General features: G+C 67.6%; 15 protein-coding genes. 13 read left to right on the plus strand and 2 right to left on the minus strand.

Features of this window, described 5'->3' with window-relative positions; translation table 11 throughout:
- Positions 1-30 precede the first annotated feature (30 nt).
- The 7 genes from QME70_09370 (at position 31) to QME70_09400 (ending at position 7,974) form a co-directional block, all read left to right on the plus strand.
- Positions 31-276 (plus strand): zinc ribbon domain-containing protein, encoded by a 246-nt coding sequence (locus tag QME70_09370; GenBank protein MDI6894797.1) that lies wholly within the window; start codon positions 31-33, stop codon positions 274-276.
- 142 nt (positions 277-418) lie between these two features.
- On the plus strand, positions 419-2,914 hold the full coding sequence (locus tag QME70_09375) for an ATP-binding protein (protein ID MDI6894798.1): 2,496 nt from the start codon (positions 419-421) through the stop codon (positions 2,912-2,914).
- A gap of 137 nt (positions 2,915-3,051) precedes the next feature.
- Positions 3,052-3,438: a MerR family transcriptional regulator gene (locus tag QME70_09380; GenBank protein ID MDI6894799.1), complete on the plus strand. Its 387-nt coding sequence runs from the start codon at positions 3,052-3,054 to the stop codon at positions 3,436-3,438.
- A 142-nt stretch (positions 3,439-3,580) separates the two neighbouring features.
- Positions 3,581-4,912, plus strand: coding sequence for a type I glutamate--ammonia ligase (gene glnA, locus QME70_09385; GenBank protein ID MDI6894800.1), 1,332 nt, complete (start codon positions 3,581-3,583; stop codon positions 4,910-4,912).
- Positions 4,913-5,113: 201 nt separating this feature from the next.
- Positions 5,114-5,557 (plus strand): DUF523 domain-containing protein, encoded by a 444-nt coding sequence (locus tag QME70_09390; protein ID MDI6894801.1) that lies wholly within the window; start codon positions 5,114-5,116, stop codon positions 5,555-5,557.
- Positions 5,558-5,657: 100 nt separating this feature from the next.
- Positions 5,658-6,701, plus strand: coding sequence for an L-threonine 3-dehydrogenase (tdh, locus tag QME70_09395; GenBank protein ID MDI6894802.1), 1,044 nt, complete (start codon positions 5,658-5,660; stop codon positions 6,699-6,701).
- A gap of 88 nt (positions 6,702-6,789) precedes the next feature.
- Positions 6,790-7,974, plus strand: a complete 1,185-nt coding sequence (locus tag QME70_09400) for a glycine C-acetyltransferase (protein MDI6894803.1) — start codon at positions 6,790-6,792, stop codon at positions 7,972-7,974.
- Between the two features lie 29 nt (positions 7,975-8,003).
- Here QME70_09400 and QME70_09405 read toward each other — a convergent pair whose 3' ends face one another.
- Together QME70_09405 and QME70_09410 are read right to left on the minus strand one after the other, a co-directional pair.
- A complete protein-coding gene (locus QME70_09405) occupies positions 8,004-9,593 on the minus strand; it encodes a hypothetical protein (protein MDI6894804.1) in 1,590 nt (529 codons plus the stop codon).
- 1,020 nt (positions 9,594-10,613) lie between these two features.
- Positions 10,614-11,381 (minus strand): GntR family transcriptional regulator, encoded by a 768-nt coding sequence (locus QME70_09410; protein MDI6894805.1) that lies wholly within the window; start codon positions 11,379-11,381, stop codon positions 10,614-10,616.
- Between the two features lie 345 nt (positions 11,382-11,726).
- Here QME70_09410 and QME70_09415 point away from each other — a divergent pair, with 345 nt between their 5' ends.
- The 6 genes from QME70_09415 (at position 11,727) to QME70_09440 (ending at position 22,198) form a co-directional block, all read left to right on the plus strand.
- Entirely contained in the window at positions 11,727-13,313 is a 1,587-nt protein-coding gene (locus QME70_09415) for an ABC transporter substrate-binding protein (GenBank protein MDI6894806.1), read from the plus strand.
- Between the two features lie 33 nt (positions 13,314-13,346).
- Positions 13,347-14,267, plus strand: coding sequence for an ABC transporter permease (locus QME70_09420; GenBank protein ID MDI6894807.1), 921 nt, complete (start codon positions 13,347-13,349; stop codon positions 14,265-14,267).
- Between the two features lie 12 nt (positions 14,268-14,279).
- Entirely contained in the window at positions 14,280-15,152 is an 873-nt protein-coding gene (locus tag QME70_09425) for an ABC transporter permease (protein ID MDI6894808.1), read from the plus strand.
- A 25-nt stretch (positions 15,153-15,177) separates the two neighbouring features.
- Positions 15,178-16,815 carry a D-aminoacylase gene (locus QME70_09430; GenBank protein ID MDI6894809.1) on the plus strand — a complete coding sequence of 546 codons (1,638 nt, stop codon included), beginning with the start codon at positions 15,178-15,180 and terminating at the stop codon, positions 16,813-16,815.
- 170 nt (positions 16,816-16,985) lie between these two features.
- The gene (locus QME70_09435) at positions 16,986-18,389 is read left to right on the plus strand and encodes an NAD/NADP octopine/nopaline dehydrogenase family protein (GenBank protein ID MDI6894810.1); all 1,404 of its coding nucleotides are present in this window, start codon (positions 16,986-16,988) and stop codon (positions 18,387-18,389) included.
- Positions 18,386-22,198 (plus strand): glutamate mutase L, encoded by a 3,813-nt coding sequence (locus QME70_09440; GenBank protein MDI6894811.1) that lies wholly within the window; start codon positions 18,386-18,388, stop codon positions 22,196-22,198. The genes QME70_09435 and QME70_09440 overlap by 4 nt, the downstream gene beginning before the upstream one ends.
- Positions 22,199-22,241 lie beyond the last annotated feature (43 nt).

Here is a 22,241-nt window from a genome sequence, read left to right on the forward strand (position 1 = left end):
AATCGATAACGATTGAGGAGGTGTGGGGCGGTGCCGGTATACGAGTACGAGTGCGAGCATTGTGGCACCTTCGAGGTTTACCGCAGCATTACCGCCGAGCCCCTCGAGGAGTGTCCACAATGCGGGGGGAAGGTGCGCAAGCTCATCAGTCGTCACGTGAGCATCATCTTCAAGGGGTCGGGGTTCCACACCACCGACTACCGCAGTGAAGAATACCGCAAGCGGGAAAAGGAAGAGAAGAGTCAGGCCAAAGACAGCACGGCTGCCAGTTCCTGACCGGGGTGCCTCCGGGTGCGGCACTCCCGGGCAGGGCGGCGCCTGGTGCGACGTCCCGAGGAAGGATTGGCCGGGCGGGGCGAGAAGGTGAGATAGTATCCACGGCCACGACGGGATGTGCCGAACGAAGGGAGGAGCCAACGTGCCGGTTGCCGAGCTAGAGCCCGGGTCCTTGCGGCTGGTGTGCGACCCTGCCTGCTTTCCCTATGAGACCACCGACCAGGTTCCCCCTCTGGAGGGGATGATCGGTCAGGAACGGGCCATGCGCGCCATGGAGTTCGGCCTCAAGGTGCGCAACCCCGGTTACAACATGTACATGGCGGGGGTGCCGGGCACAGGCAAGACTACTTATGCCCAGACCCTGGTGAGCAAGGTGGCCCGCGGGCAAAAAGCTCCCGACGACTGGTGCTACGTGTACAACTTCGACGACGCCGACCGGCCCGCGGCCCTGCGCCTGCCTCCCGGCAAGGGCAGTGAGTTTCAGCGGGACATGGAGGAACTGGTCCAGGACCTCAAGGCCCACATCCCCCGTGTCTTCGAGAGCGCCGACTACGAGCAGCAGCGTTCGGAGACCATGGGCAAGTACCAGGGCCGCATTGCGGAGGTGTTGCGCGCCCTGGTGGAAAGGGCGCGCACCCAGGGTTTTGCCCTGCAGCAAACGGCCGCGGGATTCATGGTGGCACCGCTGATTGGTGGCCAACCGATCACCAGTGAGCAGTATCAGGAGCTGCCCGAGCCGGTGCGGCGCGAGATCGAAGAGAAGGGTAACGCGGTGCAGGAGTGGATCTCCCAGGCGCAGCGCCAGGTGCGGATGCTGGAGAAGGAGGCGCGCGGAGCCATCCGCGAACTGGAGCAGCGCATTGCCCGGGTGGCGGTGGGGCCCCTGATAGAGCGTCTGCAGGAGAAGTGGCGGGACTTCCCCCTGGTGGTGAATTACCTCTCCAGGGTGGAAGGGGACGTACGCGAGAATCTGGAGGAGTTCCGGCCTTCCGAAGGGGAGGGTACACCGGTGCCCCTACCGTTCATGCCCCCCCGCCAGGAGAGGGAGAGTGCCGTCCTGCGCTACCGGGTGAACCTGCTGGTGAACAACGCCGGTGCCCAGGGGGCTCCCGTGGTGGTGGAGACGAATCCCACGTATTACAACCTCTTCGGCGGGGTGGAGTACCGCAGCCACATGGGGGTCATGGTCACCGACTTCACCATGATCCGGGCCGGTGCCGTCCACCGCGCCAACGGGGGATATCTCATCCTCCAGGCCCGGGACGTGCTGGTCAACCCGGGAGCCTGGGATGGTCTAAAGCGCGCCCTGAAAAACCGCAGCATCCAGATCGAGAACATGGGGGAGCAGTTCCGCCTCATCCCCACGCGTACCCTGCGGCCCGAGCCCATCCCGCTGGACGTCAAGATCATCCTGGTCGGCAATGCCGTCCTGCATATGCTGCTCCAGTACTACGACGAGGACTTCCGGAAGTTCTTCAAGGTGAAGGCCGACTTTGATACCGAGATGCCCCGGAACGGCGAGAACCTGGAGGGGTACTTCCGGTTCCTGTCTTCCTTGTGCCGGCGAGAAGGGATCAGGCATCTGGACCGCACCGCGGTGGCCAAGGTGGTGGAATACTCCTCCCGCCTGGCCGGGAGCCAGAAGAAGCTCTCCACCCGGTTCAACGAAGTGGTGGAGGTGGTCTACGAGGCCAACGTCTGGGCCGACGCAGACGGCAGCCCCGTCATCAGGGCGGCCCACATCGATAAGGCCATCGAGGAGAAGATTTACCGGTCCAACCGGATCGAAGAGAAGATCAGGGAGATGCTGGCCGAGGGCAAGATCCTGGTGGACGTTGATGGAGCCACGGCGGGCCAGGTGAACGGTCTCTCGGTCCTGCAGGTGGGAGACTACTCCTTCGGGCGTCCCTCCCGCATCACCGCCCGCACCTTCCTGGGGGAGGAGGGTGTGGTCAATATCGAGCGGGAGACGGAGATGTCGGGGAACATCCACTCCAAGGGCGTCCTCATCCTGGGAGGGTACCTGGGAGGCAAGTACGCCCAGGATAAGCCGCTTTCGCTGTCGGCCCGGCTTGTCTTCGAGCAAACCTATGAAGAGGTGGACGGGGACAGTGCTTCCAGCACCGAGCTCTACGCCCTGCTCTCGAGCCTGTCCGGCCTGCCCATCCGCCAGGACCTGGCGGTGACCGGTTCCGTCAACCAGAACGGGGAAGTGCAGCCCATCGGCGGGGTCAACGAGAAGATCGAGGGCTTTTACGCCGTGTGCAAGGTGAAGGATCTCACGGGACGGCAGGGCGTGATCATCCCCCACCAGAACGTGGACGACCTCATGTTGAAGGAAGAGGTGGTGGAGGCGGTGCGGGCGGGGAGGTTCCACATCTACCCCGTGCACACCGTGGACGAAGGCATCGAGTTGCTGACGGGGGTCCCGGCCGGCACCCTGCAGCCGGACGGTACCTACCCCGAGGGGACGGTGCACTGCCTGGTGGATCGCAAGCTGCGGGAGATGGCCGAGAAGCTGACCGCCTTCGGAGGAGCAGGCCGGGGTCGCCCCCGCGCCAGCCGCCGGGTGCGCCGGGGCGCGAGCGATGCGCCACCGGACGAGCCCGACGACGAGGCCGGGAGCCGGTTCTTGTAAGGTTGATGTCAGCTATGATGACAAATACTTGACTCCGAGGCGAGCCCCGGCGTATGATTCGACCGGGGCTCGCGTTTTGTCCGGATGTGCTCCCGCCCGGGTCGTGGTCGGACGGGAAAGAAAGGGGGGCAAAGGGGTTGGCCGAGGGTGATGACCGTCTGCCCGTCTATCCCATGCGTGTAGTCTGCGGCATGACCGGGCTGACCGAGCGCCAGATCAGGTACTGGGAGAAGCTGGGGCTTTTGAGCCCGGCCCGTACGCCAGGAGAGCAGCGCCTGTTCTCCCAGGCGGATGTGGAGCGTTTGAAGCACGTCAAACGCCTCAAGGAGAGTGGGATACCGCTGCGCAGCATCAGGACCAGGCTGAGCCGCTTCGCGGGACCGCTGGCAGGTCCGGTTCCCATCAAGGGCGCGCGCGTGGATAACGGCTGGCCGTACGAGGACGCCCGGTCGCGGTTCGGTGTCATACCGATGCCGCCGGAGGCCCGGCCGGACCGGCAGCAGGTTCCGCGTAAGGCGCGCTGACGGAAGGGGAGATGTCTGCAGGCCTGGCGACCGGGCGCCGCAGCCCGCCAACGCAGCTTGCCAAGGTGCTGCGGGCCCGCCGATCGCGCGCAGGGGCTCACCAGCCGGGCGCCGCCAGCCCGTGGGAGGGAGGAGATACAGCATGCCGAGGCTTACAAAGGAAGATGTTCTGGCTCTGGCCAGGGAAGAAGCCGTGACCGAGGTACGCTTACAATTCACTGACATCCTGGGCGTTATCAAGAACGTGGCCATCCCCGCGGACCAGTTGCCCAAGGCTCTGGATGGGCAGGTGCTGTTTGACGGATCGTCCATCGAGGGGTTTGTGCGCATCGAGGAATCGGACATGCTGCTGGTGCCCGATCCGGGCACCTTCGTGCTGCTGCCCTGGTCGGAGGACGGCAGCCGCGTTGCCCGCCTCATGTGCGATGTCTACAACCCCGACGGAACTCCCTTCGCCGGCTGCCCTCGCCTGGCGCTGAAGCGGGTGGTCGCCGAGGCTGAGGCCATGGGATACACCATGAACGCGGGGGTGGAAGCGGAGTTTTTCCTCTTCCAGCGGGATCCCGACGGGCGGGGGACCACCCGCACCCACGACCAGGCGTCCTACTTCGACCTGGCCCCTGTGGATCGGGGCGAGGATGCCCGCCACGACATGGTGCTGGCCCTGGAGAAGATGGGATTTGAAGTGGAGGCTTCCCACCACGAGGTGGCCCCCGCCCAGCACGAGATAGACTTCAAGTACGCCGATGCCCTCACCACCGCCGACAACCTGGCCACCTTCCGATGGGCGGTGAGGCGGATCGCCTTGAAGCACGGCCTGCACGCCACCTTTATGCCCAAGCCCATCTTCGGCATCAACGGTTCCGGGATGCACACCCACCAATCTCTGTTCCGGGCCAACGGGAACGCCTTCTTCGATCCGGGCACGCCCAGCCAGCTGAGTCATGTATGCATGCACTATATTGGCGGGTTGATGGCCCACGCCAAAGGGCTGACGGCCATCTGCAACCCCCTGGTCAACTCTTACAAGCGGCTGGTGCCGGGATACGAGGCGCCCGTGTACATCGCCTGGGCGGACCGCAACCGCAGTCCCCTCATCCGGGTACCTGCGCGGCGCGGCCTCAGCACCCGCGTCGAGTTCCGCAGCCCCGATCCCTCCTGCAACCCGTACCTCGCCCTGGCGGTCATGCTCAAGGCCGGGCTGGACGGGATCAAGAAGCGTATCCAGCCGCCTGCTCCCCAAAACCGCAACCTGTACCACATGACGCCGGACGAGCGGGAGATGCTGGGAGTCGATACCCTCCCCGGTACCCTGTGGGATGCTTTACAGGAGCTCGACCGCGATCCCATCGTTCAGGAGGCCCTGGGAGAGCACATCTACCACCGGTTCCGCGACGCCAAGGTCATCGAGTGGAACGCCTATCGCACCCAGGTCCATCCCTGGGAGCTGGAGCAGTACCTCCAGGTCTTCTGACCGCGCCCGTGACAGCGGCAGGGGGAAGAGGGGCGGGAATAGAATCCTACCAGGGAGTGCAAGCTCCCCCGGAGTTACTCCGCGGGGGGCTTTGCCTGCCGGGCCCACGCGGTGCCAGGTGGGGCGAAGCGCCGGCGCGAGGTGGCACGAAGCGCCCGCGCGAGGTGGGGCGAAGCGGGCCCAGGCCAGGTGGGATGGAACATGGACCGGGTCCTGGTGAGCGCGTGCTTGCTGGGGGTGCAGTGCCGTTACGACGGGGAACACAGCTTCTCCGCCGAGGTGGTGGCGGCGGCAGCGACCCGGTGTCTGGTGCCCGTGTGCCCGGAAATCCTGGGCGGCCTACCCACGCCCCGGCCCCCGGCCGAGGTCGTCGGTGGTGACGGCGCCGACGTGCTGGCGGGACGGGCGCGGGTGGTGACGGGAGAGGGGCGCGACGTCACTGCCGCTTTCCTGCGCGGCGCTCAGGAAGCGTTGAGGGTGGCACGGTTGGTGGGAGCCCGGGAAGCCTGGCTCAAGGCCCGCAGTCCCTCCTGCGGCGTCACCTGCATTCATGACGGCACCTTTGCCCAGGGGATGCGGCCGGGAGCCGGGGTCACGGCTGCGCTGCTCGCCCGCGGCGGAATCCGGCTGCTCGAGTTCCCGTGACGGTAATGCGCCCGCCGAGCGCGCGGGCAGCAATCCGGCTGCGGGCGGCTCCTTGAGTGGGCTGCAGGTTGAGAGGGGACGAGGTGGGGGGTATGGGCAGATGAAAGCGGTGCTCAAGGCGGCGCCGGGCCCCGGCGCCGAGCTGTGCCAGGTGGAGGTGCCCCGGCCGGGTCCGGGCGAGGTACTGGTGAAGGTGAAGGCTGCCTCTATTTGTGGGACGGACTATCACATCTACCGCTGGGACCCCTGGTCGGCCGGGCGGGTGAAGCCTCCCCTGGTGCTGGGGCATGAGTTTTGTGGCGAGGTAGCCGAGCTGGGGCCGGGGGTGGAGGCGCTGTCGCCGGGCGATTACGTTTCGGCGGAGAGCCACGTGGTGTGCGGCACGTGCTACCAGTGCCGCACCGGTCAGGCCCACGTCTGCCAGAGCACCCGCATCCTGGGGGTGGATCGGGATGGCTGTTTTGCCGAGTACGTGGTGATCCCGGCGGCGAACGCCTGGCGGAACCCGGCCGCGCTGGCTGCAGATGTGGCGTCGATGCAGGAGCCCCTGGGGAATGCGGTGCACACCGCCCTGCACTTCCCCCTGGTGGCCCGCACGGTGGCGGTGGTGGGGTGCGGGCCCATTGGTCTGGGTGCGGTGGGCATCGCGCGGGCGGCGGGTGCGGTCAGGGTGCTGGCAGCGGAGGTGAACCCTTTCCGGCAGGAACTGGCCCTGCGCATGGGTGCGCACCGGGTGATCGATCCTGGCCGGGAGGATCTGGCGGCTGCGTTACTGGGAGAAACGGGCGGGCTGGGCGTCGACGTCCTGCTGGAGATGTCCGGCCACCCCGATGCCGTCCGGGCCGGCCTGCGGGGGACCAGGCCGGGCGGGGAAGTGGCCCTGCTGGGGCTCCCCCCGGCCCCGTTTGAGCTGGACCTGGGCAACGAGGTGGTGATGCGGGGTCTCACCGTGCAGGGGATCACGGGGCGGAAGCTGTGGGAGACCTGGCACCAGATGCGGGCCCTGCTGGACTCGGGTGTGGTGGATGTGAGCCCGGTGATCACCCACCGCCTGCCCCTGGAGGAATTCCGCCTGGGCATGGAGCTCATGGCCCGGGGGGAATGTGGTAAGGTGGTGCTGTACCCTGGCGGTGTCCCGGTCTGAGGGCCGTCGCTGCGGCGGACGTGCGGGTGCTCGGGCAGCAGGGGCGGAAGGCATGGCGTGAGGTGAAGAAAGGGAGGTGTTGCGGCACATGGCGGGTGCCCTTTCCTACCTGGAGGAGCAGGTGCGGGAACTGAAGGAGCAGGGGATATTCCGTCCCCTGGCGGTGCTGTCGGGCGCCCAGGGGCCGCGGGCGGTGATTGACGGCAAAGAGGTGGTGAACCTCTCATCCAACAACTACCTGGGTCTGAACACCCACCCCCGGCTCATCCGGGCGGCGGTGGAGGCCAGCGAGAAGTACGGGGCCGGCTCCGGTGCGGTGCGCACCATCATCGGCACCATGGACCTGCACCTGGAGCTGGAGCGGAAGCTGGCGGAGTTCAAGCACACCGAGGCGGTGCTGGTGTTCCAGGCCGGGTTTACGGCCAACACGGGGTGCATTCCCGCCCTGGTGGGCCGGGGGGACTGCATCATCTCGGACGAGCTCAACCACGCTTCCATCATCGACGGGGCCCGGCTTTCGCGGGCTGACATCAAGGTTTTTCCCCACCGGGACATGGTGGGGCTGGAGGAGAGGCTGAAGGAGGCGGAGCGGGAGGGGTACCGGCACAAGCTGGTGATCACGGACGGGGTGTTCAGCATGGACGGCGACATCGCTCCTCTCCCCGGGATCGTGGAGCTGTGCGAGAAGTACGGTGCCATCTCTTACGTGGACGATGCCCACGCCTCAGGGGTCCTGGGGCGCAACGGCCGGGGCACGGTGGACCACTTCGGGCTGCACGGGCGGGTAGACGTGCAGATCGGGACGCTGTCCAAGGCGATTGGGGTACTGGGTGGTTACGTGGCGGGATCGCAGGTGCTCATCGAGTGGCTCACCCAGCGGGGCCGTCCCTTTTTGTTCAGCACCTCGCACCCGCCTGCCGTGACGGCGGCGTGTATGGCGGCCATCGAGGTGTTGGTGGAGGAGCCGGAACTCATCCAGCGCCTGTGGGACAATGCCCGTTACTTCAAGGAGGGGCTGAAGAAGCTGGGCTTCGACACCGGGGCGAGTGAGACCCCCATCACGCCGGTGATCATCGGCAAGGGCCCGGAGACCATGAAGTTTTCCGACCGGCTGTATGAGGAGGGGGTGTTCGCGCAGGGGATCAGCTACCCGACGGTGCCGGCGGAGAAGTCGCGGGTGCGCACCATCGTGACGGCTACCCACACCCGGGAGGACCTGGACTTTGCCCTGGCCGCTTTCGCAAAGGTAGGCCGCGAGCTGGCCATCATCTGAGCCTGCTGCTGCGAGCCGCGATCTGGCCATCATCTCACCCCGCTGCTACTGTCGTCCGGGTGAGCGGGGGCCCGGCGCGTGGGACGTCGCCGGTACAGGAAGGCTCCTGCCAGGAGCGAGAGCACTCCCAGCAAGCCCACCGGGTCTGCGCGGGCAAGGGGGGCCGGGCCGGGACCGGGCGACACCGGTGCCAGGAGCAATGCGTCACCGGGAGGCGACAGGGTGGTATGCCACCCGGGGGCGTCGGCTATGAGGCTCAGGCCCTCCGGTCGTCTGGCGGGTCCGCGGCGGCGAGCGGGCGCGTCCGGCACACCCCAGCCGGCGTGGACCAGGCTGGCGCCCGCCGCGGCAGCGGCCGGCACCAGGTCCAGGGGGGAGAAGGCGGCCGGCGCGGCAGTCAGGACCAGGGTTGACCCGGGTTGCGCCAGGCCGGCCTGCGCCGCTTCCTTCCCCAACCACCCAAGAAGCTGGCGCAGAAGCTGTGTCACCGACGGGGCACTCTCCTGTCCGGCCGCTCCGCCGGCGGGTCTGGCCGGATTCGGGATGAGGGGCATAAACGTCATCTGGCCTCCGTGCAGCGGGAAGACCAGGCCCCGGCCGGTCCAGGTCCGGCTCAAGAGGCGTTCCTCCCCCCGTGTACCTCGGGGATCCGGATATACGACGGCCACACCGTGGGCGGGGCCGTCGGGTGTCCAGAATCCGAAGGGCAACACCAGTACCGCCCCGGTGACCTCGGCCAGGCTCAGAAGCCGCTCCCGGCCAGCCCGGTCGGTGGCGGGGTCGAAGTTAAGGTAGTCGAGCGGCCACACCATCAGCCGGGCCCCCTGCTCGGCTGCGCGCCGGGCCGTTGCCTCCGCCTCCTCCAGCAGCACCGCAGCAACCCTGCGCGCGTCCCCCGCCTGCAGCGCCTGGCGGATGAACGGGTGGGTGCGGTGAGTCCAGCCCGGCTGCACCACGGCCACGGTGATGCTCCCGGGCGCGGGGCGGGCCACCCGCCCGGGAAGTAGCCAGGGAACCAGCAGCCCCACCGCGAGCAGCACCGCCATCCCCGGCCTGATCCACACTTGCAGTCCCGGCCGGAGCCACGCCCTTAGCCTCCGCCAGGGCCGCACCGTGCCGGGGGGCGGGGGTCTATCCGCCGGCGCACGATTGCCGGGTCGGGTGAGACGCAGGAATACCTCGACGAGCAGGAACTGGGGGAGGACGATGGCCAGCGCGGCGGCGGAGAGACCCAGCCACCCCGCCACGGGATAGCACAGGGGATGGGCATGGAAGGCGGCTGCCCAGGCTGCGTGTCCCCAGGGCGGGCCCAGCCCGCGTTCGAGGAATGCCCTTAGCTTTTCGATACCCACCACCTGAAGAGATCCCAGCAGGGCCAGGAAACGCCAGCGGGTGGCGCGGTGAAACGCTGCCTCCCCTGCGGTGCAGGCCCACACGAGGAGCAGGGTGAGCGCCTTTGCCAGGTGGCCCGAAGCCTGGTTACCGGCCAGGAATACACCCCAGGCCAGGACCGGCAGCAGGGCGGACGGCCCCCGGACGGTGGGGGGGAGGATGAGGTGGAGACCGGCGAGCAGGGGAATCCAGGCTCCTGCTGCCAGGGGCGAGTACGCGGGCGCCATGCTCGCGGAGAGGACTGCCCCCGAGCACGCGGCCAGGAGCAGGCCCGCGATCAACCTGACGGTCCGGACCGGGCTTTCCCGGGACCCGGTCGGGCCCGGTTGCTTCCTCGATGCCCTGGTCGAGCGCGGCACCTGATTTGCCCCTGCCAGATGCTATGCGGCCGGGCGGGGATGTCTTCCTGCGATCGCGCGCGCGTGCTTCTCGTGCCGCCCGGGCCGCGACCAGCAGGGAGAATGTCACGAAAGGCAAGGAAACGAGCAGGTCCCGTCCCGGGGGAAGCCCGGCCACATGGTTGACGTACAGCAGGGTGAGATCCGCCAGCGCGTATGAGGCGGCCGCGACGGTTGCCGCCCCGTAGCCAGGGGAGCTCGCCGTCCAGCGCAGCACCGCGAATGCGGAGAGGGCCGCGCCCCCCGTCGCCCGCAGGAACACCGTGAGGAGGTCGGCCGTGTCGGGGCCCCACGTACTGCGGTACGCGGCGGCGATGAGCACGGGAAGGCGCAGCCGCAGTTCGTCCAGGCCCACGAGGGCGATAGGCAGGGTAAGATCGGCCACGGAGAGGCCCCGGCTCAGGAGGCGATATCCGGCCCAGAAGAGGCTCCCCGCCAGCGTGGACCGCAGCAGGAAGCGACCGAATTCCGCCCAGGTGGCGAAGAGGGGAAGGCCCGGCGTGCGCGTTCCCACCCACCAGTAAAGCCAGGCCGCCCAGGATAGCGCCCACGCCAGGGCGCACACCCCGGCCAGGCGACGGGTAAGGCGGCGGCCGCGGGGGATGGCCTGGCAGAGAAGGAGGACGAGGCCGATTGCCCCCGTGAGCAACTCGGTTGCTCCCAGCGCAAGAACACCCGCAGGGAGACGTTCCGTCGGGCGGAAGGCGCCCAGGGCGTCCGCCGTACGCCGGACACCAGCCTGCAGGTAGCGCAGGAAGTAGCTGCCGGTCGCCCCCGCCAGAGCCACTTCCCAGTCGACCCGCAGGACCCTGCTGTACCGGCGGCCCATCGGGCGGCCTCCTCCGCTGTTCAGAGCTGGTACTGCCGCTGCACGTTGAAGCGGTACTTGTCCCCGCGGTAGCTGGCTCGCCTGTGTTCCAGGGCGTTGCCCCGGTCGTCCCTCACCAGAGACGTCACCGCGAACACGGGTGCCCCCTTGCGCAGGTGGAGGATGCGCGCGGTAGCCTCGTCGGCGGATACGGCCTCGAAGGTCTGCTGGACGTTCACACTCTTGAGACCAAGTATCTCCCCATACAGCTCATACATGGTGAAGGAGCGGCCCTGCCCGGCCCGCTCCCGGGCCTTTTCTGCCACCTGCGGGCCCAGCCCGGGCGGAAGGTGGGATATGTACAGGACCATGGGCTCCCCGTCGGCCAGACCCAGGATGCTCATTTCCGTAAGGGGCGCGCCCGCCTCAGTGCCCAGGAGGGCGGCCAGGGCCACGTCGGCGGGCACCACGCGCACCCCCAGCACGCGCATGGCCGGCTCCTGTCCGCGGGCCCGGATGGTCTCGGCGAACCCGGTGATCTGCACCAGGGGTTGGGCGATCTTGGGAGGTGCCACGAAGGTGCCCTTGCCGTGGATGCGCAGGAGCAGCCCCTCCCGCTCAGCCTGGGCCAGGGCCTGGCGCACGGTGGTACGGCTCACCCGAAAGCGTTCGCACAGCTCGCGCTCCGAGGGCATGCGTTCGCCCCGGCGCAGGTGCCCGTTCTCGATCCAGTTCTGCAGGATCTCCTTCAACTGAGCGTGCAGCGGCACCGGACCGCGGTGGTCTATGCTCAGCCTTGTCGCCGCCACCCCATCACCTCCATACGAAGCCCTGCTACGCTCCCACGCGCCCCCAGCGCCGCCCCCATCATCATAGCACGGCCCAACGGCCAGGAAAAGGGAGCCAGACCAGTCCCTCCTGCGGTGGCTGTGCGCTCCTTCGGCGGGCCGTCGGCAGGAAAAGGGCAGGCGTGTGGAGAATGCACCGCTCATTATGACCGGTCATGACCAGTTCTCCCGCGATAACGTGTTGCCCAGGGGGCGTACCCACACCGATGCGGGGGGAAAGGCGCGACAGCTTCGGGAGGTGGTAAGTAACCGGGGACATCTTCGGCCACACGGGAAGCTAGCCTGAGTTGGAAGGAGGGAGTGACGATGATGAAGAGTCGCGGCGGCAGGGTTCTGGCGTCGGCTGCGGCAGCGGTGCTGGTAGTGTCTTTGATCCTGGGAGGGTGCGCAGGGGGGCCAAAGCAGGGTGCACCGGAAGCGGAGAAGCCTGCGCGGGATACCATCGTGGTAGCCCTGGCCAGGGAAGGGGAGACCCTGGACCACATCCGCACCTCGTGGACCACCGACGCCCACTACACGGTGATGGATCGGTTGGTGGAGCGGGACTTCGACCTCAAGTACCGGCCCCACCTGGCGGAGAGCTGGAGTTCGTCCCCCGACGGGAAGGTGTGGACGTTCAAGCTGCGCAAGGATGCGAAGTTCCACGATGGCACACCTTTCAACGCGGCGGCGGTTAAGTGGTTCTTTGAAGCCCTGCTGGATCCCGAGAACGCATCGCCTTCTGCTTCGGATTACGCCTTCATCTCCCGCATCGAAACCCCGGACGAGCATACCGTGGAGTTCCACCTCAAAGATCCCTATCCCAACATTCTTTTCAAGCTCAGCACAACCTACGCGGGCATCATCAGCCCGGAGGCGTACCGGAAGTACGGTCCCAAGGGGACCAACGAATACGGCACCAAGCAGATGGTGGGGACGGGGCTATACCGGTTCGTTGAGTGGGTACCGGGTGACCACCTGCTGGTCACGGCCAACCCGGATTACCAGTGGGGACCGGAGTTCGTGCAGAATAAGGGTCCCGCTCCTATCAAGAACATCAAGTACCGCATCATACCTGATGCGGCCACCCGTCTCATGGAGTTTGAGGCGGGGAACGTGGATCTCCTCCTGGAAGTGGCACCCCAGGACGTCGAGCGCGTCAGCAAGCTGCCCAACGTGCAGGTCTTCCGCAAGCCGCACTTCGGCCTGGGTTACCTGGCGTTCGCCACCGACAAGAAGCCGTTTAACAAGGTGAAGGTGCGGCAGGCCATTAACCTGGCCGTCGACCGCGAGGCCATCGTCAAGTCGGTGTTCTTCGGGGTGGCCTCCCCCGCCTATGGCTACCTGCCACCCCTGTTGCCCGAGTACGTGGAGGACCAGCAGGCCCACCGGTACGACCCGGAAGAGGCCAAGAAGCTGCTGGCGGAAGCAGGGTATCCCCAGGGGTTCAAGTGCAACCTGGCCACCCTGAACAAGACGGAGCATGTGCGTGTGGCGGAAGCGGTGCAGGCAGCCCTGGCCAGGATCGGCATCCAGACCGAGATAACCCAGTATGACAACGCCAGCTACGCGGCCTTCCTCAAGGAAGGTAAGCAGGAGCTCTTCATCAGGGAGTACTCCTGGTCCAGCGCGGACATCCTGCAGTGGTTCCTGTACGGCTCCCAGTTCCCCTACCCAAATCACTCCCGATGGGTGGACAAGAAGACGGACCAGTTGATCGACGCTGCCGAGTACGCCCCCAACATGGAAGCAAGGGAGCAGGGTTACAAGGTCCTGCAGGAGTACCTGATCAGCCAGGCGGTGTGGTGCCCGATCTGGTTCCCCGAGAAGGTGCAGGCGGTGCGCACGGACAAGGTGCAGAACTTCCGCATGCACCCGCTCTATACCATCTTCAACGATGTGACGCTCAAGTGAGCCTGCGGGCATTACGGGGGGCCTGACGCGACAGTGTACCAGTACTTCTGGCGCCGTATCTTCCTGCTGCTCCCGGTGTTGGTGGGCGTGACGCTGGTGGTGTTCCTGCTCATGCACCTGGCGCCCGGCGATCCGGCCCTCCTCATCGCCGGGCAAAACGCTCCCCCCGAAGTGTACGAACGCATCAGGAGGTCACTGGGCCTCGATCGCCCGCTGTACGAGCAGTACCTCCTCTTCCTGGCTCGGGTGGCCCGGGGTGACCTGGGACGTTCCCTGCTGCTCAACGAGCGGGTGGCCGACCTGGTGGGTCAGGCTCTGGCCGTCACCCTGGGCCTGGCGCTGGCCGGACTGGGGCTCTCCTACCTGATGGGGGTGCCCGTGGGCATCGTGTCGGCGGTCAGGTCCAACTCGTTCGTCGATCAGGCCAGCATGGTGGGGGCACTGGTATTCGTGTCAGTGCCCCCCTTCTGGCTGGGCCTGATCCTCATGTACGTGTTCGGGCTGCGGCTGGGGTGGTTCCCGGTCTCCGGCCACGGGTCGTTCGCCCACGACGTGCTGCCCGCGGTCACTCTGGGGCTGGGCGGGGCCGCCCTGGTGGCACGCATGACCAGGTCCGCCATGCTGGAAGTGATCAGGCAGGATTTCGTACGCACGGCCAGGTCCAAGGGGCTGGCCGAGCGGGTGGTGATATACAAGCACTCCCTGCGCAACGCGGTCATCCCCATCATCAGCCTGCTGGGCCTGCGCCTGGGGTGGACCGTGGGCGGTGCCGTCACCCTGGAAATGGTCTTCAGCCGCCCCGGGATGGGCAGGTTGCTGGTAAACTCCATCCTTTCGCGGGACTACCCGGTGGTACAGGGGGTGTTGCTCATCCTGGCGTTCAGCGTCATGCTGGGCAATCTCCTTGCTGACGTCTTGTACGCGGTGGCCGATCCCCGCATCAAGTTCAGGTAGCAGGGGTACCTCATGGACGAACTCACGGAAAGCAGGCTGGCAGGGGACGGGCAGCTCGGCCGGGTGTGGAAGCAGCTTCTGCGCCGCAAGGCTGCCCTGGCGGGTGCTGCCCTGGTGTTTCTCTTGCTGGTGACCGCGGCAGCAGCTCCCTGGCTGGCGCCCTCCCACTACGCCGACCAAAACCTGGACCTGGTGCTGCAGCCGCCTTCGCTGGCCCACCCGCTGGGCACGGACGACTTCGGGCGCGATGTGCTCAGCCGCATCGTGTACGGCAGCCGCATTTCCCTTTCCGTCGGTACGGTGGCCGTGGGCATCGGGGTCAGCCTCGGGCTCTTGTCGGGGGCCGCCGCCGGTTACCTGGGAGGCTGGGTCGATCACCTGGTGGTGACCCTGATCGACATCGCCTGGTCCTTCCCCACCATCCTGCTGGCCATCGCGCTGGTGGCGGTGCTGCGGCCGGGCCTGACCAGTGCCATGATTGCGCTAGGGCTGGTCACCTGGCCGTCCTACGCCCGTGTCACGCGTGGTCAGATTCTCGGCCTGCGGGAGAAGGAGTTCGCCGAGGCCGGGCGTGCCATGGGGGCCTCCTCCTGGCGCATCCTCTTCCGGCACCTGGTGCCCAATGCCCTGGCCCCCATCATCGTGATGGCCACGCTGGGGATGGCGGACGCCATCATCGTGGAGTCCACCCTCAGCTACCTCAGCCTGGGTGCCCAGCCCCCTCTGCCCAGTTGGGGATCCATGCTCAATGCCGGCCGCACATTCATGTACCGGGCTCCCTGGCTTACCGTATTCCCGGGGCTGGCCATTCTTTTCACCGTGCTGGGCTTCAACCTTTTCGGCGACGCCCTGAGGGATGCCCTGGACCCGCGTATGAAGCAGTAGACGGGGAAGACGGGGGGACAGGCGATTGTACGACATAGTCTTGCGCGGGGGCACTGTGGTGGACGGCACCGGCCGGCCCGGCCGCAGCGGTGACGTCGCCGTCAGCGGGGGTGCCATCGTGGCCGTGGGCCGGGTGGGAGGCCCCGCTCGGCGAGTGTTGCCGGTGGACGGCATGGTGGTCTGCCCGGGGTTCATCGACATCCACTCCCACTCCGACCTCAGCCTGCCCGAACTGCCCACGGCCGACAGCAAGGTGCGGCAGGGCGTGACCACGGAAGTGGTGGGCAACTGCGGCTTTACCCTGGCTCCCACCACGACCGGGCGACTGGCGGCCCTGCGTGATTACCTGAGCAACACCATCGCGGCCCGCGACGGCCACCTGGAGTTACCCTGGACCACGCTGGCCGGGTTCATGGATTGGCTCGCGGCGCGGGGGGTCTCCGTGAACGTGGCCACGCTGGTGGGGCAGGGCACCCTGCGGGTGGCGGTGATGGGCTTCTCCCCGGGGCCGCCCGACGAGGCGCAACTGGACATCATGCGCCAGATGCTTTCCCGGGAACTGGCATCGGGGGCTTTCGGGATCTCCGTGGGGCTGGCCTATGTTCCCGACGCCTTCACCACCCCCGGCGAACTGGTGGCCCTGTGCCGGCTGGTGCGCGAGGCAGGCGGCATCCTGAGCGTGCATCTGCGCGATGAGGGTATTCACTGGGAGGACGCCCTCCGGGAAGTGGTCGGGGTGGTGCGGCAGACCGGGGTCTCCCTGCAGGTTTCCCACCTGAAGGCCGAGGGCCGTCGTAGCTGGGGCCGGGCGGGGGAGCGGCTGGCCTGCCTGCACAGGTTGCGGGAGGAAGGCCTGCCCGTTGACGCCGACCAGTACCCGTACACCGCCTTCGGCAGCGGCCTTCAGGATCTGATCCCGCCCTGGGTGCGGACGGAAGGCGTGGAGCACATGGCCGCACTGCTGGCCCGGCCCGAGGTACGGGAGAGAGTGAGGGCACAGACGTACGGAGCCGAGCCGGCCCCGGCGGGTTGGGAACCACCCCTCCTCGACCTGGATTGGGCGGATATCCGCATCTCCCACGTGGGGAGTGCCAGGAACGCTCACCTGCAGGGGCTGAGCCTGGCGGAGATCGGCTCCCGGAAGGGGCAGGACCCCGCCTACGCGGTGATGGAGCTGCTGGTGGAGGAGCGGGGCCACGTGAAGATGGTGGCCCGGGCCATGCAGGAAGAGGATGTCCGTATGATCCTGGCGGACCCGGAGGTGATGGTGGCCTCGGACGGACGGGCGGCCAGCCCCGACGGGCCCGACCCCGGCAGTCGGCCCCACCCGCGCTACTACGGCACCTTTCCCCGCGTGCTGGGGCGGTACGTCCGGGAGGAGGGCGTCCTCACCCCGGAGGCTGCCATCCGCAAGATGACCTACCTGCCGGCCCGCAAGCTGGGGTTGCCCGATCGGGGGGTGCTGGCCCCCGGCTACGCCGCCGATCTCTGCGTCTTCGACCCCCTCTGCGTGGCCGACCGCGCCACCTTCGAAGATCCCCACCGCTTTCCCGAGGGCATCTGGTATGTGCTTGTGAACGGGGTGCTGGTAGTCGAGCAAGGTGTGCACACGGGAGCGCGACCCGGCCACATCTTGCGGCGGACACCGGCCCAGCCCCATTGAGGCGGGATATATTCTGAGCCGGCGACGGTCACAGGCTGAACGTTGCGGTCCGCGCCGGGGGCCACGCCGCTGCCTGTCGTGCGTCAGCGGAAGGAATTGCCCGCGGGCCGCAGAATATGGTATACTGGTAATGACCTGTTATTACAGCCTTGCTGCAGGCGGGCGGAACGGTGACGCGGGCAGTGGTCGAAGCAGAGACGACGGCAGGGGACGGGGGCACCACCGGGAACGGAACTCGGGTGGTGGTGGCGGGGGGCGGGCATGGCGCCCACGTGGTGGTGGCCACCCTGGCGGTGCGCACGTCCCTGGAAGTGGTGTGGTACCTACCCTACCGGGATGAGGCCGAGAGGGTGCTGCGGGCCCTGCGCGCCGCGGGGCTGACCGTGGTCGCTCCCACCGGGGAATGGGCAGTGGATGCCTCACGGCTGGTGGTGACGCGCGATCCCCGTCTGGCGGCCGGAGCGGGGGCGGTCCTGCTGGTGGCTCCCGCCTTCGCCCACGAGAGTCTGCTTGAACAACTCAGTCCCTGGTTGGGCCCCGGGACGGTGGTGGCGGCGATACCGGCCCGGGGCGGGTTGGAGTACCAGGTGGGTGATCTGGCGAAGCGGGTGCCGGGGCTGGTGGTTTGCGGGTCGCAGACCCTGCCCTGGGCATGCCGTATCGAGGTTTTCGGGCAGCGGGTGCGGGTGCTGGGCGCCAAGGCGCGGGTGCTCGTGGGGTGCCGGCCCCCGAGCAGGGCGGCCGAGGTCGCCCGCCGGTTGAGTGCGTGGCTGGGGGTGAGGGTGGTCCCCGCGGGGGGGCTCACCGCCATGACCCTGGCCAACACCGGCCAGATCCTGCATCCCGGCCTCATGTACGTACATGTGAAGCGGCTTCCCCGCCGGCCCCTGGCGAGCGGGGAATTGCCGTTTTTCTACCAGGACGCGGGGGAGGAAGGAACCCGCCTGGTGGCTGCCCTGAGCGCTGAGGTAATGGCGCTGAAGGAGGCCCTGCTCCGGTACCGGGAAGGGCTCGACCTGGGTGCGGTGGTGGATATTTTTGCCTGGCTGAAGGAGGCCTACCGCGACCAGATAGAGGACGACGGCGACCTGGCGAGGGCGCTGGCCAGCAACCGGGCCTACCGGGGCATCCGCCTGCCGGTGGTGGAGGTGCCGGGAGGCTGCCGGCCCGACCTGGAATCGCGCTACCTGACCGAGGACGTACCCTTCGGGCTGCTCGTCACCAGGGGGCTGGCGGAACTGGCAGGCGTGCCCACGCCGGTTGTGGACCGGGTGTTGGCCGAGGTGGGCGAATGGATGGGGGTGCCCTGGCTGCGGGACGGCAGGCTGTCACCGGAGGGAGTGGCGCGCAGCCGGGCGCCCCAGCGCTACGGCATCGATACGCTGGCTCAGGCCCTGGCAGGCGAACTCGACGCCGGCTGCGGGGGCGGCGACGGACAGGCCGCCCCCTGGGCTGGGCCGGCGATGGGCGGGGCATGCAGCGGCACCACGCCCGGCCACAGCGCGTGCCGGGGGACTGAAGGCCTGGTGCGGGGCCGGAGCAGGAAGATGAGCGGGAGGCATGGGGGACCATGAGCGAGACTGTGCAGGCGAGCAGGAAGAGAAGGGTGATGGTGGCGGCCATCGGGGATTGCGTCCACTCCCTGGGGGTGGAGTCCTTCGCCGAGTGGATGGAGGACCTGGGACTGGGATACGTGGCCATCAAGCTGGGTCCGGCCGTACCCGTGGCCGAGGTCATCAACAAGATCCGCGAATCGCGGCCCGAGGTGGTGGGCATCTCCATCCGGCTGGGTGACCTGCACGTGGATAAGCTGGTGGAGGAGTTCGTGGAAAAGGCGTGGGAGTACGGGCTCAACCCCGGGGCCAGCGGGATCCGCTACTGCTTCGGGGGATTGCGCCCGGCCGCCAACCTGGTGCGGGCCATGACCGGGCGGCCCGTGCTGGAGGACCGGTTCTCCCTGCCCGAGGACCGCCACTACGACCTGGATAGAGTGGCGGAGGAGTACCGGCACCGGGAGAAGTTCCGCGACTTCTTCGCCCTCATCGTGGATGACTTCGTCACCATGGAGGAGCTGCTGGGTTTCGCCCAGGGCAAGCCCCCCCGCCGGGCCGAGGAGGAGGAGTGGTCGGACGAGCTCCTCGAACGCATCCGGCAGGTGCGGGAGCGGGAGGACCGTCCCATCCTGCGGGCCCACATCGGTATCGCCGCCGACAGCGTGGAGCCCACCATCCGCGACGTGGAGGAGGTAGCCGAGACGGGGGCCCTGGAGATCGTCTCCCTGGGGCCCGACCAGCCCAGCCAGGCCTACCTGGCCAAGTTCATCCGCGGGGAGGAGGACCCGGAGAAGTACCTGAAGGGGCAGGGCGGGGTACCCATCCGCAGCAAGGAGGACCTCATCCGCCTGAAGGAGGCCACCCGGCGGGGCAACTTCCCCATGATCCGCATCTACTCGGGTACCGATGAACTGCTCGAGCTGGCGCAGGTCTTCGAAGAGACGCTGCACATGCCCTTCCCCGCCGTGCCCATGTTCTTCTACAACGAGCTGGATGGCCGGGGACCCATTTCCATCCGTGACTCCTTCGACGAGCACTTCCGGGTGATGCGCTGGTGGGCTTCCCTCGACAAGCCCCTGGAGATCAACGATCCCCACCAGTGGCAGCTGCGCAACTGCTCGGACGACATGTACGTTACCGACCACGTGGTGGCGGGGGTGGTGGCCCTCAACATGGGGATACGCCACTACATCATGCAGCTCATGTTCGACCTGCCGCCCCAGATCTCCGGGCTCATGGATCTGGCCAAGATGCAGGCGGCGTACGAACTTATCGAGCCCCTCACCCGGCACTACGACTTCCGCATCATCAAGGAGACCCGCGGCGGGCTCTCCAGCTTCCCCCCCAACCTGAACATGGCCAAGGGGCACCTGGCCGTCACCACCTGGTGGCAGATGTTCGTGGACCCCGACATCATCCACGTGGTCTCCTTCCCGGAGGCCCACCACGAGGCCAGGGCTCGCGACATCATCGAGTCCTGCGAGATCGTGAAACAGGTGGTGAAGGACTTCTACAAGGGCCAGCGTCCGGACATCCTTGCCGACCCTGCCCTGCTCGCGCGTAAGGAGGAGCTCAAGCGGGGGGCCATGTACAACATCCTGCACCTGGCCCTCATGGGGGGATATCAGGGGCCGGTCACCGTGCAGAGCTTCCGCGAGTGGGCGGTGTCCCCCGAGGAGGCGGCCCGGCGGCCCGATCGCGAGGCGCGTGCGCGCAACTACGAGACCATGCTCCTCTCCTTGGTGGACGGGGCCAGTTACCCGGGCGGCGAGTGCGGCATGATCAGCCCCGACACTCTGGACCTGGCATTGCAGACGGGTCTCTTCCAGGCCCCCAAGCTCACCGTGCTAGATAAGCGTTACGAGATGGTGGGCAGGTGCCGGACGAAGATGGTGGACGGCTGCTGCCGCATCGACGAGTTCGACCACCGTAAGGTGAAGGACGAGATGGAGCGGGTGGACCTGGTGCGGGCCCGCTATCCCTGGTACTTCGACCGCAGCATCTCGGTGGCGGACGAGGAGTCCTACATCAGCGAGCTGCCGGAGACCATCGACGAGTCGGTGGTGCGGGCCTTCCGCGAGCGGGTGGGTATCCACCGGGTGGAGGGCAGGCGGGTGCTGGTGGTGGACTTCGGCAGCACCTTCACCAAGATCGGCACCTTTGACACCGACCGGGAGGACTTCTGCCTGCGTTACGTGCCCACCACCCCGGAGGACCTGCGCGAGGGCCTGGCCCACGGGCTGGGCGTGCTGGGAGAGTGCCGGGAACGCGGGGACTGGGAGCCCCTGGCCCGCGTCATGGCGGATTATGACATCAAGCTCCCCTGCTCCAGCGCCAAGGGCGGGCTCAAGGTGGTCACGGTGGGCCTGGTGCGGGAAGAAAGCAGCGAGGCAGCGGAGCTGGCGGCCCTCACCGCCGGGGCCAAGCTGGTGGGGAGCTACTCGGGCCGCCTCACCGAAGAGCTTGCGGACCGCATCTACGGCCACGACCGGCCCGAGATGATCCTGCTCGCGGGCGGGGTTGACTACGGTGGGGAGGCGGAGATCATCCTCCACAATGCCCGCCTGCTGGGCGAGGGTGCCCGCCGCGCCTCTTACGCCCGCTACGGCATCCCCGTGATCTACGCGGGCAACCAGGACGTGGCCGCCCAGGTGGAGCGCATTTTCCGCCTGAACGGGGTAGACGTGCGCGTCACCCCCAACGTGATGCCCGAGGTGAACACCTTCCGCATCGAGGCGGTGAACGAGGCCATCCGCGACCTCTTCCAAACCGTGATCATCCGGGGCAAGGGGTTCGACGTGGTGGAGGAGTACATGAGCGCGCCCTTCCTCCCCACCCCACGGGCCGCCTTCCTGGGCATCAACCTGCTGGCCAGGGGATACCAGGATGAGCCCGGTCTGGGCAACCTGGTGGCGCTGGACATCGGGGGCGCCACCACGGACTTCTACGCCAACGTGGGGTCCAATCCCCTCTACGCCTACCCGGGCCATGACCCCCGCAAGAAGGTCAAGCGTACCATCCTGAAGACCCCGAACGCTCCCCTGGCCTACCGCCGGGTGGAGGGCAAGTTCGGGCTGGCCTACGACGCCGAGAACCTGCTGGAACTTCCCCGGTTCGCCGATGGCACCGTGGGCGAAGACCTCTCGCGCCGGTTCTGGCGACGCTTCCCTGGCTTCCGCCCCCGCCCCGACCTCGCCGGGACGGCTGACCAGGGGGGAGTGCCTGTCGCCGGCGCGGCCAGCCGGGTGGGAATGTCTCCCGCCGGCGCGGCCGGCAGGGTTGTGGCGCCGGGCGCCGAAGAGGTATTCCACCGGTTCTTCAGCTCGGACCGGCCGGGTGCCCTGTTCGACGTCAACGGCTACCTGCGCTACCTGTCAGCTCACCCCCACCACCTGGCTGCTTCCGAGGAGGAGAGCTGGTTGCACTCCCACCTGGGGCGGGAGATCATGGCCATCACTACCAGGAACAACGTGGGGAAGGTGCAGGAGACGGACACCTACTTCCTGCAGTACGGGGTGAACTTCTTCAACAACCGCTGCACCACGCTCCTCATCGGCGGAACCATTTACCACAAGTGCCGGGACGCCGACCCCTGGTACTTGGAGGACCTGTGCATCATCGCCTCGGGAGCCCTGTACGATCCCGGCGAACCCCATGTATTGCGCCCGCAGGGAGAAGTCCTCCTGGACGCTTCCTACCTGGTCAGCATCGTGGGAGGGCTGTACGGTCGGCTCGATCCCGCCCGCGCCCTGCGCCTGATGAAGCGGTACCTGCGGCCCCTGCCCATGGAGGCACCCGCTACCATGCGCGAGCAAGCCGGCGTGCGCTAGTGCCGCAGCAGTTGGAGTCGGCCCGGGAGACTCACAAGGGGAG

The sequence above is a fragment of the Bacillota bacterium genome, assembly GCA_030019365.1.
GTDB lineage: Bacteria > Bacillota > Sulfobacillia > JACIYH01 > JACIYH01 > JACIYH01.